Annotated in this window: 5 protein-coding genes; all 5 read left to right on the top strand. The window is 58.9% G+C overall.

Annotated features, from left to right (window positions below):
- The 5 genes from HDE75_RS14860 to HDE75_RS14840 all read left to right on the top strand — a co-directional run bounded on the left by HDE75_RS14860 (position 1) and on the right by HDE75_RS14840 (position 17,688).
- The gene (locus HDE75_RS14860; protein WP_183676950.1) at positions 1-10,986 is read left to right on the top strand and encodes a YDG domain-containing protein; all 10,986 of its coding nucleotides are present in this window, start codon (positions 1-3) and stop codon (positions 10,984-10,986) included.
- 119 nt (positions 10,987-11,105) lie between these two features.
- Positions 11,106-11,942 carry a sulfotransferase family protein gene (locus tag HDE75_RS14855; protein ID WP_183676951.1) on the top strand — a complete coding sequence of 279 codons (837 nt, stop codon included), beginning with the start codon at positions 11,106-11,108 and terminating at the stop codon, positions 11,940-11,942.
- A gap of 300 nt (positions 11,943-12,242) precedes the next feature.
- Complete coding sequence (locus tag HDE75_RS14850; protein ID WP_311735117.1) at positions 12,243-13,694, top strand: glycoside hydrolase family 19 protein; 1,452 nt, start codon at positions 12,243-12,245, stop codon at positions 13,692-13,694.
- A 341-nt stretch (positions 13,695-14,035) separates the two neighbouring features.
- Complete coding sequence (locus HDE75_RS14845) at positions 14,036-15,268, top strand: chitinase (protein WP_311735116.1); 1,233 nt, start codon at positions 14,036-14,038, stop codon at positions 15,266-15,268.
- A gap of 92 nt (positions 15,269-15,360) precedes the next feature.
- Positions 15,361-17,688, top strand: a complete 2,328-nt coding sequence (locus HDE75_RS14840; RefSeq protein ID WP_183676952.1) for a chitinase C-terminal domain-containing protein — start codon at positions 15,361-15,363, stop codon at positions 17,686-17,688.
- Positions 17,689-17,734: the final 46 nt, after the last annotated feature.

Below are 17,734 nucleotides of genomic sequence, written 5' to 3'. Positions count from 1 at the left end.
ATGAACCACATTTACCGCTCCATCTGGAACCAGGCCACCGGCGCTTATGCCGCCGTCTCTGAAAACGTCAAATCGGCCGGCAAGCGCTCCTTGCCCGGCGCCAGCGGTGGCGGCGCGCATTTCGCGCTGACCAGCATGGCGGCGGCCTTGATGCTGGGCTATGGTTCGCTGGCCCTGGCGGGGCCGACGGGCGGTAACGTGGTGGCGGGGCAGGCGACGATCAATGGCGCACCAGGCTCGACCGTGATCAACCAGGGCAGCCAGAATGCCGTCATCAACTGGGCCAGCTTCAATATCGGCCAAGGCGAATCGGTGCAGTTCAAGCAGCCCAACAGCAATGCGGTGGCCTTGAACCGGGTGCTGGGCAGCGACGGCACCAGCATCCTGGGCAACTTATCGGCCAACGGCAAGGTGTTTATCGTCAACCCGAACGGCATCCTGTTCGGCCAGGGCGCCTCCGTCAATACGGCGGGCCTGGTGGCCTCGACCTTGGATATTTCCAATAACGACTTTATGTCGGGCAAGTACCAATTCAGTGGTAATGGCACCGGCAAGGTCTTGAACCAGGGCAGCATCAGCGCGCCCGGTGGTTACGTTGCCTTGCTGGGCGCCAATGTGTCGAATGAAGGCACGATCCAGGCACGCCTGGGATCGGTTGCGCTGGCGGCTGGCCGCGCCATCACGCTGGACGTGGCCGGCGACGGCTTGCTCAACGTGGCCATCAACGAAGGGGCGGTCGGCGCGCTGGTCAATAATGGCGGCTTGATCAAGGCCGATGGCGGCAGCGTGCTGCTGAGCGCGCAGGCGGCCGGAGACTTGCTGAAAACCGTGGTCAACAACACGGGCATCATCGAGGCACATACCATCGACACGCGCGGCGGCACCATCAAACTGCTGGGCGACATGCAAAGCGGCACGGTGAACGCGGCCGGCACCCTGGACGCCAGCGCCCCCACGGGCGGCAATGGCGGCTTTATCGATACCTCGGCCGCGCACGTCAAGCTCGACGATGGCTTGAAGGTGACCACGGCGGCGGCCAAGGGCCTGGCCGGCACCTGGCTGATCGATCCGACCGACTACAATATTGCCGCGTCCGGTGGCGACCAGACGGGCGCCTTCTTTAGCAATATGCTCAAATCGAGCAATGTGCAGATCCAGAGCGTGTCGGGCGGCAGTGGCACGCAGGGCAATATCAACGTCAACGATACGATTTCCTGGTCGGCCAACAAGCTGACCCTGACGGCGCAAAACAATATCAATATCAACACCGCCATGCGCGGCAGCGGCACGGCCAGCCTGGCGCTGGAATATGGCCAGAGTTCGGCCGCCGGCACGGGCAGCACCTACAACGTGAAGGCGGCAGTGGATCTGCCTTCAGGCAATAATTTCAGCACCAAACAGGGCAGTAGCGGTCCGGTGATTACGTATCAGGTGATTAATAGCCTGGGTGCGCAAGGCAGTCTGACGGGCAACGATTTGCAAGGCATTAATGGTGCGTTGGGCGGCAATTATGTCTTGGGTAGCAATATCGATGCTACTTTGACGGCTGGCTGGGGGGGCGGTGGTTTTGTGCCTATCGGATCTGGCGTGCAGTTCAGTGGCAGGTTTGATGGCTTGGGTCATGTCGTCAATAATCTGTACGTCAATCGGCAAGAGGCCAATGTTGGCCTGTTCGGCTCGATCGGCAGCACGGGTTCGGTGAGCAACCTGGGCCTGATCGGCGCCAATATCACCGGTGCTGCAGGCTCTTACTTGGGTGCTGGTGCGCTGGCGGGTGAGAATTTCGGCCAGATCAATAATACTTATTCGAGCGGAAATGTCAGCGGTAGCAACATCACCACATCAGGAGGGTTGGTAGGCTTGAACTATGGGAGCATTAGCAATAGCCGTTCCAGTGCTACTGTGGTGTCTGCCGGGTTTTATGGCGCCGGTGGCCTGGTGGGTAATAACGCTTTGAGCGGCAACATTACAAATAGTTCGGCTACTGGTGCAGTGAACAGCGACGCTACGGGCAGTGCTGGCGGCCTGGTGGCTTTTAATTTTGGCACGGTTTCCAGTAGCTTTGCCACTGGCGCGGTGACTGGTGGACAAATGGCCGGGGGCTTGATTGGCTATAACCGTTACGATGCTGTAAGTGGCGCTAAAGGCATCGTCCAGTACAGTTACGCTACCGGTGCGGTGACAGGCCATAGCCAGATCGGTGGCCTGGTGGGCCAAAATGTGTCAGGCACGATCAGCAATAGTTATTCGACTTCAGGCGTCACTGGAACAGCAGGGCCTGCCGGTAGTAATCTTTCCGGTGACAAAGTTGGTGGATTAGTCGGCTTTAATCAATCTGGTGGATTAGTCCTCAACAGTTATGCCACCGGAAATGTCAGCGGTGTCAGCAATGTGGGTGGCGTGGTCGGCTGGAATGACAGTACCACCGGTGGTAGCGCCAACGGGCGCAGTAGCCTGACCAATGTATATTCCAGCGGTAAAGTCACTGGCGCCAGCAATGTTGGCGGCGTGGCTGGCCAGAATCAGGCGCCGAATGGCATCGTCAATGGCATTTACAATACCACGCTCAATGCCGGATCCGCGATAGGACTCAACACCGGCACTGCCACCTTCACTGGCCTGAGCAGCACGCAGATGAAAAGCGCCTCCAATTTCACCGGTTTTAATTTCACCACCAGTGCCGGCGCGACAGGCAACAACTGGGTGATGGTCAATACCGATGGCAGCTTCAACAGCACTACGGGCACGGGCGCCACCTTGCCGATGCTGGCTTCGGAATGGTCGAACACGATTAGCTCGGCGCACCAGCTGCAATTGATGGGCATGAGTTTGACTGCCCAATATGTGCTGGCCAACGATATCGCTGCGGCGACCACGGCCAGCAGCACCCTGGACGTATGGAATGGCGGCAGTTTCATTCCCGTCGGGACGAGTGGCGCCACACCGTTCGCCGGCAGGTTCGATGGTGCCGGGCATACCATTTATGGCCTGGTGGTCAACCGTTCCGGCATCGATTACGCCGGTCTGTTTGGCGCCACCGCCAGCAACGCATACATCGCTAATGTGGGATTGGAGGGGGGCAGTATTACCGGCAAGAATTATACGGGCGCCCTGGTGGGCAGTAACGCCGGTACTGTCAACGGCAGTTTCAGCACGGTCAGCGTGACTGGCGCTTCCCAGGTGGGTGGCCTGGTGGGCTACAGTTCCGGCACTGTCAGCAATAATTATGCCTCCGGCGCCGTGAGCGGCACGGACAGTAGTGGTGGGCTGGTGGGCGCCAACGCTGGCACGCTGACCAACAACTATGCCAACGGCGTCGTCAGCGGTACAAGCAATGCCGGTGGGCTGGCGGGCACCAATAGCGGTGCGTCCAGCGGTAATTTCTGGGATAGCATCGCCAGCGGCAAGGCAAGCAGCGCAACCGGCACAGGCTTGAGCACGGCGCAGCTGAAAACCCTGTCCATCTTCAGCGCTGCCGGCTGGGACCTGGGCGGCACCTGGATCGTGTATGACGGCAATAGCACGCCCTTGCTGCGCTCATTCATGACGCCGTTGTATGTCAATTTCAATGGGACGGCCAGCAAGACCTACGATGGCACCAATAGCTGGACGGCGCCCACGTATACCTATTCCACCCTGACCGATAGCCGGCTGCAGGGAACCTTGAACTATGGCGCGGCGGGTAGCGCCATCAACGCCGGCACGTATGCCATTACGGCGGGCGGTCTGTATTCGGGCCAGCATGGCTACGTTATCAGCAATAATGCCGCCACCCTGACGATTGCACAGCTCGGGGTGTCCCTGAGCGGCGCTACGGTGATCAACCGTGCTTATGATGGCACGACCAACGCCAGCTTGAGCGGAGGCAGCTTGAGCGGCGTGCTGGCCCAGGATCTCGGCAACGTGCAGTTCAATACGGGTGTGTTTGCCAGCCAGAATGCTGGTAACGGCATCGCGGTGACCGCAGTGGGAACTGGCAGCGCGGGCGGCAATTATGTGATTACGGCGTCCGGCTCACTGACCGGCAATATCACGCCCAAGGCCTTGACCGTGAGTGGCTTGTCCGTCGCCAGCAAACAGTATGACGGCAATACCGGCGCCACTTTTACGGGCGGCAGCTTGAATGGCCTGGTCGGCAATGAAACACTGAGTCTGGCTAACCTGGCCGGCACGTACGCGGATGCGAACGCCGGTACAGGCAAGGCCGTGGCAGTCAATCCGAACACCTTGAGCAATGGCACTGGCCTGGCCAGTAACTATACGCTGACTGCACCGACCGGCATTGTCGGCGCGATTACGCCCAGGGTATTGACGATTTCTGGCATGACGGCTGCTAATAAAATCTATGACGCCACGACGGATGCCTTCTTGTTCGGTGGTTCCTTGAGCAATCTGGTCAATGGTGAAACGCTGGGTTTCAGCGGCAGCACGGGTGTCTTCAGCGACAAAAATGTCGGCAATGGCAAGTCGGTGACCGTCAGTGGCACCACCTTGCAGAACGGTACTGGTCTCGCTAGTAATTATACGATCAGCAATCCTACAAATGTCACTGCCAACATCAGCAAGGCGACTGTCAGCAGCGTGAGCGGTATTCTGGCTGGCAACAAGGTCTATGACGGCACTGTTGCCGCCAGCCTGAACGCGGCGGGCGCGTCATTTGCCGGCATGGTGGGTGGAGACAACCTGACGGTATCGAGCGCCAGCGGCAGCTTCAGCGACAAGAACGCCGGCAATGGCAAGACGGTCAATATCAGCGGTCTCGCGCTCGGTGGAGCAGATGCGGGTAACTATAACCTGACCAATACCACCGCCAGCAGCACCGCCGATATCAGCAAGGCAAGCATTACCGGCGTGAACGGTCTGGTGGCCGGCAACAAGGTGTATGACGGCAGCACGGCCGCCAGCCTGAACACGGCAGGAGCGTCGTTTGCCGGCATGGTGGGTGGCGACAACCTGACGCTGTCGAATGCCAGCGCCAGCTTCAGCGACAAGAACGCCGGCAATGGCAAAACCGTCAATGTCAGCGGTATCGTGTTGGGCGGCACGGACGCTGGCAACTACAACCTGGCCAGCAACACTGCAAACACCACCGCCAACATCAGCAAGGCAAGCATTGCCAGCGTCAGCGGTATTGCAGCTGGCAACAAGGTGTATGACGGCAGCGTTACCGCCAACCTGAACACGACAGGGGCGTCGTTTAGCGGTATGGTACTTGGCGACAATCTGACGGTGTCAAATGCAAGCGGCAGCTTCAGCGACAAGAACGCGGGCAGCGGCAAGACGGTCAGTATCAGCGGTATTGCGCTCGGTGGTACGGACGCTGGCAACTACAGCCTGACCACGACTACCGCCAGCAGCATCGCTGATATCAGCAAAGCCACGATTTCAGGGGTGAGCGGCCTTATTGCAGGCAACAAGGTGTATGACGGCACGCTTGGCGCCAGCCTGAACGTGGCAGGGGCGTCGTTTGCCGGCATGGTGGGCGGCGACAACTTGACGGTGTCGAATGCCAGCGGCAGCTTCAGCGACAAGAACGCCGGCAATGGCAAGACCGTCAATATCAGCGGCATCGCATTGGGCGGAACGGACTCGGGCAACTATAACCTGGCCAGTGATATGTCCAGCAGCACGGCCAACATCAGCGCCAAGACCTTGACCCTGACTGGCGTGAACGGCAATAAGGTCTACGATGGCACGCGCGATGTAACTCTCGCCGGCGGCACGCTCAATGGCCTGGTCGGCTCGGAAACCCTTGGCTTGACTGCCCAGGGCAGCTACAACGACAAGAACGTGGGGACGAACAAGCCCATTTCAGTCAACGGTGTGACCTTGAGCAATGGCACCGGCCTGGCCAGCAACTATACGGTGGCCGCGCCTTCTGGCGTGACGGGCACTATCACGAAAGCGTCGATCAGCAATGTCACCGGTTTGACTGCCCTGGACAAGGTATATAACGGCAACCTGAACGTCAGTCTCAGCCCCGCCTCAGCTGTGATCAATGGCAAGATTGCCGGCGATGACGTGCAATTGTTCAGTGCCAGCGGCGCGTTTACGGATAAAAACGTGGGCAGCAACAAGACCGTCAATATCGCGGGGATTACCCTGAGTGGCAGCGACCTGGGTAACTATAATTTCATCAACAACACGGCGACGGCGACAGCCAGTATCACGCCGAAGGCCGTTACCTTGTCGGGCGTCACGGCAGGCAATAAAGTCTACGATGGCACGACAGCGGCGGTGTTGTCGGGTGGTAATCTGATTGGCGTGGTCAGCGGTGAAACCCTGAACTTCAGTGGCGGTGTCGGTACCTTCAGCGACAAGAACGTGGGTACGGGCAAGGTCGTCACGATCAATGGCACCGTCTTGCAGGATGGCACTGGCCTGGCCAGCAATTACAGCTTCACCAGTCCCGGTAATCTGACTGCCAACATCAGCAAGGCGACCATCAATAGCGTGACGAGCGTCGGCGTGAACAACAAGACCTACGATGGCTTGACCACGGCCACGCTGACCGGTGCTGCCAACTTCGATGGCATGATGAAGGGTGACAGCCTGACAGTCGCAGGCAGCGGTGCATTCAGCGACAAGAATGCGGGTACCGGCAAGACGGTGGCGGCCAGCGGCATCACCTTGACCGGCACCGATGCGGGCAACTATATCCTGAGCAATAACAAGTCCAGCGGCACGGCCGATATCGGCAAGGCAACTATCAACAGTGTGACGAGCGTCGGCGTAAACAACAAGACTTACGATGGCTTGACCACGGCCACGCTGACCGGTGCAGGAACTTTCGATGGCATGATGAAGGGTGACAGCCTGACAGTCGCAGGCAGCGGTGCATTCAGCGACAAGAATGCCGGTACCGGCAAGACGGTGGCGGCCAGCGGCATCACCTTGACCGGCACCGATGCGGGCAACTATATACTGGCCAACAACGCGTCCAGCGGCACGGCCGATATCGGCAAGGCGACCATCAATAGCGTGACGAGCGTGGGCGTGAACAACAAGACCTACGATGGCTTGACCACCGCTACACTGAACGGCGCGGCCACCTTCGATGGCATGATGAAGGGCGATAGCCTGACAGTCGCAGGCAGCGGTGCATTCAGCGACAAGAATGCGGGTACCGGCAAGACGGTGGCGGCCAGCGGCATCACCTTGACCGGCACCGATGCGGGCAACTATATCCTGGCCAACAACGCGTCCAGCGGCACGGCCGATATCGGCAAGGCGACTATCAATAGCGTGACGAGCGTGGGCGTGAACAACAAGACCTACGATGGCTTGACCACGGCCACGCTGACCGGCGCGGCCACCTTCGATGGCATGGTGAAGGGCGACAGCCTGACAGTCGCAGGCAGCGGTGCATTCAGCGACAAGAATGCCGGTACCGGCAAGACGGTGGCGGCCAGCGGCATCACCTTGACCGGCACCGATGCGGGCAACTACATCCTGAGCAACAACAAGTCCAGCGGCACGGCCGATATCGGCAAGGCGACCATCAATAGCGTGACGAGCGTGGGCGTGAACAACAAGACTTACGATGGCTTGACCACGGCCACGCTGACCGGTGCGGCCACCTTCGATGGCATGATGAAGGGCGACAGCCTGACAGTCGCAGGCAGCGGTGCATTCAGCGACAAGAATGCCGGTACCAACAAGGCCGTGGCGGCCAGCGGCATCACCTTGACCGGCACCGATGCTGGCAACTATATCCTGGCCAACAACGCGTCCAGCGGCACGGCCGATATCGGCAAGGCGACCATCAATAGCGTGACGAGCGTGGGCGTGAACAACAAGACCTACGATGGCTTGACCACGGCCACGCTGACCGGCGCGGCCACCTTCGATGGCATGCTGAAGGGCGACAGCCTGACAGTCGCAGGCAGCGGCGCATTCAGCGACAAGAATGCCGGTACCGGCAAGGCCGTGGCGGCCAGCGGCATCACCTTGACCGGCACCGATGCGGGCAACTATATCCTGAGCAATAACAAGTCCAGCGGCACGGCCGATATCGGCAAGGCAACTATCAACAGTGTGACGAGCGTGGGCGTGAACAACAAGACTTACGATGGCTTGACCACGGCCACGCTGACCGGTGCAGGAACTTTCGATGGCATGATGAAGGGCGACAGCCTGACAGTCGCAGGCAGCGGTGCATTCAGCGACAAGAATGCGGGTACCGGCAAGACGGTGGCGGCTAGCAACATCACCTTGAGCGGCGCCGATGCGGGCAACTATATCCTGGCCAACAACGCGTCCAGCGGCACGGCCGATATCAGCAAGGCGACCATCAATAGCGTGGGGGGCATTCTTGCTGGCAACAAGGTGTATGACGGTAACGCGACGGCCAGCCTGAATGCAGGCAGTGCCTCGTTTGACGGCATTATCGGTAACGATAATCTGACGGTAGCGAACGCCAGTGGCAGCTTTAGCGACAAGAATGCCGCCACTGGAAAAACTGTCAGCATCAGCGGCATCACCCTGGGCGGCGCCGATGCCGGCAACTACAACCTGGCCAGCACCAATGCCAGCACGACGGCCGATATCAGCAAGGCGACTATCAGTAGCGTAGGGGGCATTCTTGCCAGCAACAAGGTGTATGACGGCGGCACGGCCGCCAGCCTGAATGCGGGCAGTGCCTCGTTTGCCGGTATCATCGGCAACGACAACCTGACGGTGGCGAACGCCAGCGGCAGCTTCAGCGACAAGAACGCGGCGACTGGAAAAACCGTCAGCATCAGCGGCATCGCACTAGGCGGCGCCGATGCCGGCAACTACAACCTGGCCAGCACCAATGCCAGCACGACGGCCGATATCAGCAAGGCGACCATTAACAGCGTGGGTGGCATTCTTGCCAGCAACAAGGTGTATGACGGTAACGCGACTGCCAGCCTGAATGCGGGTAGCGCCTCGTTTGCTGGCGTCATCGGCAATGACAACCTGACGGTAGCGAACGCCAGCGGCAGCTTCAGCGACAAGAATGCCGCCAATGGGAAAGCCGTCAGCATCAGCGGCATCACATTGGGCGGCGCCGATGCGGGCAATTACAACCTGGCAAATACGACCGCCGCAACGACTGCCAGCATCACGCCGAAAGCATTGACGGTAGTGGGCCAGGTCGCCGGCAACAAGGTCTACGACGGCAATACAGTGGCGCAACTGGTCGGCGGCAGCCTGAGCGGCCTGGTCGGTAGTGAAACCCTGTCCATCGGCGGCCAGACGGCTGCCTTCAGCGACAAGAATGCGGCCAATGCGAAAACCGTGACGGTCAGCGGCACCACCTTGCTGGACGCAGGTAATGGTACAACGGCGGGCTCGGCCAGCAATTACACGGTGACCAATCCGACTGGTTTGACGGCCAGCATTACCCCGAAAGCCTTGACGGTAATCGGCCAGGTGGCGGGCAACAAGGTCTACGATGGCAATACGATGGCGCAACTGACCGGTGGCAGCCTGAGCGGCCTGGTTGGTAGCGAAACCCTGTCCATCGGCGGCCAGACTGCTGCCTTCAGCGACAAGAATGCGGCCAATGCAAAAACCGTGACGGTCAGTGGCACCACCTTGCTCGATGGCTCGGGTTCGGCCAGCAATTACACGGTGAGCAATCCGACTGGCTTGACGGCCAGCATTACGCCGAAAGTCTTGGCGGTGATCGGCCAGGTGGCGAGCAACAAGGTCTACGATGGCAACACGGTGGCGCAACTGTCCGGCGGCAGCCTGATTGGCCTGGTGGGCGATGAAACCCTGTCCATCGGCGGCCAGACGGCCAACTTCGGCGACAAGAACGCGGGTAATGCGAAAACCGTGACGGTCAGCGGCACCACCTTGCTCGATGGCTCGGGTTCTGCCAGCAATTACACGGTGACCAATCCTACCGGCTTGACGGCCAGTATCACGCCGAAAGCCTTGACGGTGATCGGCCAGGTAGCGAACAACAAGGTCTACGATGGCAATACGGTGGCGCAACTGATTGGCGGCAGCCTGAGTGGCCTGGTGGGTAGCGAAACCCTGTCCATCGGCGGCCAGGTGGCGGCTTTTAGCGACAAGAACGCGGCCAATGCAAAAACCGTGACGGTCAGCGGCACTACCTTGCTCGACGCAGGTAGTGGTACAACGGCGGGTTCTGCCAGCAATTACACGGTGAGCAATCCGACCGGCTTGACGGCCAGCATTACGCCAGCGTCCATCAGCGGCATTTCCGGCATCGTGGCGGCCAACAAGGTGTATGACGGCAGCACGGCGGCCAGCCTGAACCTGTCGGGTGCGAGCTTTAATGGCATGGTGGCCGGCGATGCATTGAGCCTGGCGGGCGGGCCTGTGCGCGGAGCGTTCAGCGACAAAAATGCGGCGACAGGCAAGATCGTGACCATCAGTGGCCTGGGCTTGGGCGGCGCCGATGCGGGCAACTATATATTGGCCAGCAACCAGGCCATCACCACGGCCAGCATTTCGCAGGCGGCGCTGACGGTGAAGGTTGATAACGCTGAGAAAGACCAGGGACGTGTCAATCCTCCGTTCAGCGCCAGCTATAGCGGCCTGGTGGCGGGCGATACGCTGGCATCGGAAGTAAGTGGAAACCTGCTGTTCAGTACGCCGGCGACCACGGGTTCTCCTGCAGGCAACTACCTGGTGTCGGCATCGGGGCAGGCGTCGAATAACTACGCCTTGAACTATGTTGACGGCGTACTCAAAGTCAATCCGACGGAAGCGCTGCAAAGCGCGATAGCGAGCGTGATTGCAACTATCGCCGTGGCGCCGTCGCAGGGCAATATGGTGCAAGCCGACATGATCGCCAGCGGAGATACGGGGCCGGCCGCGCCAGGCGCTACTGCAGAGAAACACGCCGATAGCAACGCGCCTGTGGTGCAACTGTCTGGCAATGTCATCAGCAATGTTTTGCCCGGCTTGCGCCTGAGTGTGGTGAACAACGGCTTGCGCCTGCCGATTGACGTTGCTGCGGGCGTAAGCCAGGATAGCCAATAGCGTTGCAGTCAGTAAGCCAGTGCCGCCTCGTTGTGTGAGGCGGCATTTTTATTGCTGCCGTACGCAGGCGATGCTCTTATAATCGACGCACAGGTATCATCCACTTTCAGGTGCATACAATGACATCCAATTTCATCGGCGTGGCTGGCTTGCCCAGGGCCGGTTCCACCTTGTTGTGCCAGTTGCTGGCGCAGCATCCCGACCTGCATTGCGAAGGCAATAGTTCCCCACTGTGCAATGCGCTGCTGTCCTTGCGGCGCACCATCAGCGATGACAGCTTCTTTTTGTCCCAGCTCGATACTTCCTTCGATGCCAGTTATGAGCATCTGAAAACGGCCATGCAGGGTTTCTTGCGCGGCTGGTACAAGGATTGCGGCAAGCAGGGCGTGGTCGACAAGAACCGTGCCTGGCTGCATTGCGTGGAAATGCTGCTGCAATTGGCGCCCGAGGCCAAGCTTGTAGTGTGTGTGCGTGAGCTGGGGCAAGTCTATGGCTCGATCGAAGCGCAGCACCAGCGCACCATCCTGCTCGATTTCGTCGATCACCTGGCCGATTACGACCGCATGGGCCGGGCCGATATGCTATTTGCCAAGGACCGCACCATCGGCGCGCCTTTGAGCTCGCTGCATGCCTTGCTCGACCTACCTGGCGAGGTGCAAAAGAAGCTGTACTTCGTGCGCTTTGAAGACTTGATGGCGCGGCCCGTGGAATGCATGTCGCACCTGTATGCATGGCTGGGTTTGTCGCCCTGGCAGATACAGCCGGACAAGCTCGCCGTCGGCATCCAGGAAAGCGACAGCCATTACCGCATGAAATATACGCACCGGCAATATGCGGCGATCAGTGCGCCCAAGCAGCATGCGATTCCACCGCGCATCCAGGCGCAGATCGAAAGCGCCTACAGCTGGTTTTACGAAATGTATTATCCGCAGACTGCCGCGTCATCGCGCACCTGAATTCCCGCGCACCTAGAACGAACACGGCAGTGCTAATACCACTTGCCGTTTTCGGCCTGCGCGGTATTATTTCTTACTTTCCTTCTTAGCCATTATTTCCACTCTATTCATTCTTCGCCATGCCTGGTGTTTAGCTCGCATGTTTTACGACTGGTATTGTAAAAATTCCATTTCATAAAACCACTTGACTACCAATTTTGTGCGCCCCATTCTCTGATGTGAAAGCCGATGCTTTGTGCGCTTTCTTTACGCATAACACTAAAAGCTACCTCGATAGTTTCGTAACGTTCAGGAGAGAATGTGAATACACGGCAAATCAACTGGCTGGCGACGCCTTTCATGGCGGGCCTGCTTGGTACCGCACTGCTCGCTTGCGGCGGCAATTCCACCACCGAAGTTCCCTCAAGCTTGCTGGCAGAGACTGCTGTCAACGAAGTTTGCCCCGTCTGGAGCGCCAGCACCGTCTATACGGCAGGCCAGTGCGTCGTCTACGACGGCAAGGTCTACCGCGCCAAATGGTGGGTGCAAGGCACGGCGCCCAGCAATGACCAGTGGGGGCCATGGAATCTCGACACTGCTACCCCGACGCCGACTCCCACCCCGACTCCTACCCCAACGCCCACCCCAACGCCGACTCCTACACCCACGCCAACGACGGGCGTCCCGACCAAGGCCCAGGCCGAGGCGACCGAGGCGGCGCTGACGAACAACGATTTCTTCCGCAAGGTCAAGGCGTCCATCCGCACCTTGCCAAATACGGCTGTCGAGGCCGTACAGCCGGGCCTGGCCAGCAATCCGCCCAACGTCAAACGGGTCGAGCGCTTGTTGCCGGCGTCCAAATGGGATTTCTATTTTGCCGTGCGCGACGCCAGCTACACCTACCAGCGCTTCCTGCAGGCGGTGGCCAAGTTCCCCGGTATTTGCGACGACTATACGGATGGCCGCAATGCAGACGCCATCTGCCGCCACAGCTTGGCCACCATGTTTGCGCACTTCGGGCAAGAAACGGGCGACCACAATGCCAGTCTTCCGGTACCGCAATGGCGCCAGGGCTTGAAATATCTGCGCGAGCTGGGCTGCGACGAAACAGGCCCCGGCTGTGGCTACAACGCCGAATGCGCCGACCCCGTCTTCAACAAGGTGTGGGCCTGCGGCACGAATGCCGATGGCAGCTTCAAGAAATACTTTGGCCGCGGCGCCAAGCAGTTGTCCTATAACTACAACTACGGGCCGTTCTCGCAGGCGATGAACAATGGCGACCAGTCCGTACTGCTGAAAAATCCCGACCTGGTAGCGTCGACCTGGCTGAACCTGGCCTCGGCCACCTTCTTCTTTGTCTATCCGCAGCCACCGAAACCATCGATGCTGCACGTGCTGGACGGCACCTGGGTGCCGAATGCGGCCGACGTAGCGGCAGGGGCCGGCAACAATTTTGCCACCACCATCATGATCATCAACGCCGAGTGCGGGCAGGGCACGGAAAAGCTGGCCGCGCAAAACCGCATCGATTACTACAAGCAGTTTGCCGCGGACCTGGGCTGGAATATCAGCGGCGAACAGCTGTCGTGCGCCAATATGCAGCGCTTCACGGCGGCCAGCTCTGCTTCCTACAATATTTATTGGGAGAAAAATTGGAACTCGGGCGGCGAGAACCAGTGCCAGCTGGTCAGCTACCAGACGCCGTATAGCGCCTTGATCGGCGGCAACTATGTGAAGTGCGTGGAAGCGAACTGGAATGTGAAGCTGCAATAGTATCGGTAGCAGTTGAAAGTATGTTCTGCCTGAAAATTTTCCATATGGAAATTAAACACTGGCAATAGTGCTAATACCACTTGTCTTTCCAGCGCTGTAGCAGCCGCCATGTCCCCATGAGGCATGGCGCTTTTTTTACCCAGCTCTCATTCGTGGCGGCATGCCCGGACACGTCATCGCGTGTCCGTCCTGGCATGCCATGACTAATAATTAATAAAACCACTTGACTACCAATTTTCACTATCGCATTCTTTGTCTAGAAAGCCATTGTTTCAATGTGCATTCATTTACGTACAACATTAAAAGTTGCTTTGATATTAGGTATCATTTCAGGAGAGATTGTGAAGATTTGGCATATTAGCCGCTTGGCTACCCCTTTGATGGCTGGATTGTTGGGGAGCGTATTGCTTGCTTGCGGCGGCAACACCCCTGCAGATAACGGATCAACCCTGCTGGCAGAAACAACGACGCAAGCCGCCGCCGTTCCTACCAAGGCCCAGGCCGAGGCCACCGAGGCAGCGCTGACCAATAATGATTTCTTCCACAAAGTGAAGGCATCGATACGCACCTTGCCGAACGCCGCCGTCGATGCCGTGCAGCCTGGCCTGGCCAGCAATCCGATCAACGTCAAGCGGGTCGAGCGCCTGATGCCTGCCGCCAAGTGGGATTTCTATTTTGCTGTGCGCGACGCCAGCTATACCTATCAGCGTTTCCTGCAAGCCGTGGCCAAGTTTCCGGGCCTTTGCGATGACTACACGGATGGCCGCAATGCAGACACCATCTGCCGTCGCAGCCTGGCCACCATGTTCGCCCATTTTGGACAGGAAACGGGCGACCATAACGCCAGCCTGCCGGTACCGCAATGGCGCCAGGGCTTGAAGTATCTGCGCGAGCTCGGCTGCGACGAGACGGGGCCTGGCTGTGGCTACAACGCCGAGTGTGCTGATCCTGTTTTCAACAAGGTGTGGACCTGCGGCACGAATGCGGATGGCAGTTTCAAGAAATACTTTGGGCGCGGCGCCAAACAGTTGTCCTACAACTATAACTACGGTCCTTTCTCGCAAATGATGAACAATGGCGACCAGTCCGTGCTGCTGAAGAACCCGGACCTGGTAGCGTCAACCTGGCTGAACCTGGCCTCGGCCACTTTCTTCTTTGTCTATCCGCAGCCGCCGAAGCCATCGATGCTGCACGTGATTGATGGCACCTGGGTGCCGAATGCAGCCGACAAGGCGGCAGGTGCAGGCAATGACTTTGCCACCACCATCATGATCATCAATGCGGAGTGCGGCGCAGGGACGGAAAAACCGGCTGCGCAAAACCGCATCGATTACTACAAGCAATTTGCCGCCGACCTGGGCTTGAATATCACCGGTGAAAAACTGTCGTGCGCCAATATGCAGCGCTTCACGGCGGCCAGTTCCGCGTCCTACAACATTTACTGGGAAAAGAACTGGAATGCGGGTGGCGAAAACCAGTGCCAACTGGTGAGTTATCAGACACCGTATAGCGCCCTGATTGGCGGCAATTACGTGAAATGCGTGGAAGCAAACTGGAATGTAAAGCTGAAGTAACAGTAACAGTCCAAAGCCGAGCCATACCGTTGCCTAGAGCCTCTTGAGGGGCCGGCAACGGTTTTTTTGACGTTTCATTTTATGGAGACAACATGAAATCGAATGCTTTATTGATGGCCTTGTTCAGCGGCGTACTCGTCGCTTGCGGCGGTAGCCAGGGCGGTACGACGGCCAGCCCGAACACCTTGCTGGCAGTCGCCGAGTCATGCGAGGTATGGAATGCGGCCACTGCCTACACGGGCGGCCAGTGCGTGATTTACCAGGGCGTGACTTACAAGGCCAAGTGGTGGACGCAAGGCAATGTACCTAGCGCAGCAGATACCTGGGGGCCGTGGGCATTGGTCGATACCACACCAACGCCAACCCCGACGCCGACGCCAACGCCGACGCCGACACCAACGCCTACCCCAACCCCGACGCCTACTCCGACACCCACTCCGACACCAACGCCATGCCGTCCCGACGGCTTGATCTCGGCCGTGCCGAATGTGCCGTATTGCAAGGTCTACGATGCGAATGGCCGTGAAATCCTCGGCAATGGCCTGAACCGCCGTATCGTCGGCTATTTCGCCAGCTGGCGCACGGGCGCCGATGGCAGCCCCACCTATCTGGTGAATAACCTGCCGTGGGACAAGATCACCCACTTGAACTATGCGTTTGCCTCGGTCGATCCCGCCACGTCCAAGATTGCCATCGGCAGCGGCGCAAGCAATCCCGACACGGGCCTGACCTGGCCGACGGTGCCGGCTGCGGCGATGGACCCATCCTTGCCTTACAAGGGCCATTTCAATTTGCTGGCCCAGTATAAAAAGAAATATCCAGGCGTTAAGTTGATGATATCCGTGGGCGGCTGGGCTGGCAGCGGCGGTTTCTACTCGGCTACCACCAATGCCGATGGCAGCATCAATACGGCGGGCATCAATACCCTGGCCGATTCCATGGTGGCATTCGTGCGCCAGTACAACTTCTTCGATGGGGTCGATGTCGATTACGAGCACCCGACCACCAACAATGAAGCGGGCAATCCCCTGGATTTTCCGGCCTCCAAGCCACGCCTGGCCGGCTTGATGACGAGCTACAACGTGTTGCTGAAAGTGCTGCGCCAGAAACTCGATGAAGCGGCAGTGCAAGACAATAAATACTACCTGCTGACGATAGCCGGTTCGGCCTCGGCCTGGGTCTTGCGCGGTGAAGAAAACATGTCGGGACTGCAGTACCTCGATTACGCCAGCCTGATGAGCTATGACTTGCACGGCGCCTGGAACCAGTATGTGGGGCCGAATGCGCCGTTGTTTGACGATGGCAACGATGCCGAACTGCGCGCCGGCAACGCCTATCAGTACCAGAACATCGGTTACCTGAATACGGACTGGGCTTACCGCTACTACCGTGGCGCGCTGCAGGCCGGGCGCATCAATATCGGCGTGCCGTTTTACACGCGCGGCTGGAAAGATGTGACGGGCGGCACCAATGGCTTGTGGGGCACCACGGCGCTGATCAATTCCACCGTCACTTGTGCCGGTGTGAAAAGCTGCGGCACGGGCGCTACCGGCATCGATAATGTCTGGCATGACCTCGACACGCAAGGCAACCCGACCCCTGGTGGCGGCAACCCGATCTGGCATGCCTTGAACTTGCAGAACGGCATCGTGCCGAGCTATCTGGACGCCTATAAGGTCACCGACAAGACCATCGTCGGCAGCTATGTGCCGTATTACAGCAGCACCATGGTGGCGCCGTGGCTGTGGAATGCCAGCAAGCGCGTTTTCCTGTCGACGGAAACCACGCAATCGATAGGCGCCAAGGCCCAGTACATCGTCAACAATAATATTGGCGGCGTGATGATCTGGGAACTGGCCGGCGACTATGCCTGGGATGCCACGCGCAATGGCGGCAAGGGCGAGTACTTCATGGGCACCACCCTGACCGACGTGCTGTACCAGGCCTTCCGCACCGCTGGGCCGTATGGCAACAAGCGCGCCGAGATCGCCATGCCGGGCACGGCGGCCAATGTCAGCATTACCCTGGGTGGCTGGAAACTGGGCGATAGCAACTTCCCCATCAATCCGGTGATGACGGTGAAAAACAATACGGCGGCGACCTTGCCTGGCGGCACGGTGGTGGAATTCGATTATCCCGTCTCGGCGCCATCGGATTTGAGCGACCAGTCCGGCTTCGGCTTGACAGTGATCAATGCGGGCTACACGGGGCCGAACAATATCGGCGGCTTTACCAAGAACTACAACCGCGCCCGCTTCGCGATTCCCGCCTGGCAATCGCTGGCGCCAGGCGGTTCGGTAGCCTTGACCCTGAACTACCGCCTGCCGATCTCGGGACCGGCCAACTATACGGTCACCGTGGGCGGCACCAAGTATGCCTTGAAGCAAGAGTATCCGGAGTTACCGGTAGGTTTGCCGTAATGGCTTAGTCTGAATAGAAAAAGGCGGAACCGAGGTTCCGCCTTTT

Origin of the sequence: Janthinobacterium silvisoli, assembly GCF_014200725.1 — a bacterium.
Classification (GTDB): Bacteria; Pseudomonadota; Gammaproteobacteria; order Burkholderiales; family Burkholderiaceae_D; genus Janthinobacterium.
This window is presented reverse-complemented; position numbering and strand designations above follow the sequence as displayed.

Coding starts and splice junctions, on each gene's coding strand:
- HDE75_RS14840 (WP_183676952.1), top strand. CDS start 15,361: ATGAAATCGAATGCTTTATTGATGGCCTTGTTCAGCGGCGTACTCGTC.
- HDE75_RS14855 (WP_183676951.1), top strand. CDS start 11,106: ATGACATCCAATTTCATCGGCGTGGCTGGCTTGCCCAGGGCCGGTTCC.
- HDE75_RS14860 (WP_183676950.1), top strand. CDS start 1: ATGAACCACATTTACCGCTCCATCTGGAACCAGGCCACCGGCGCTTAT.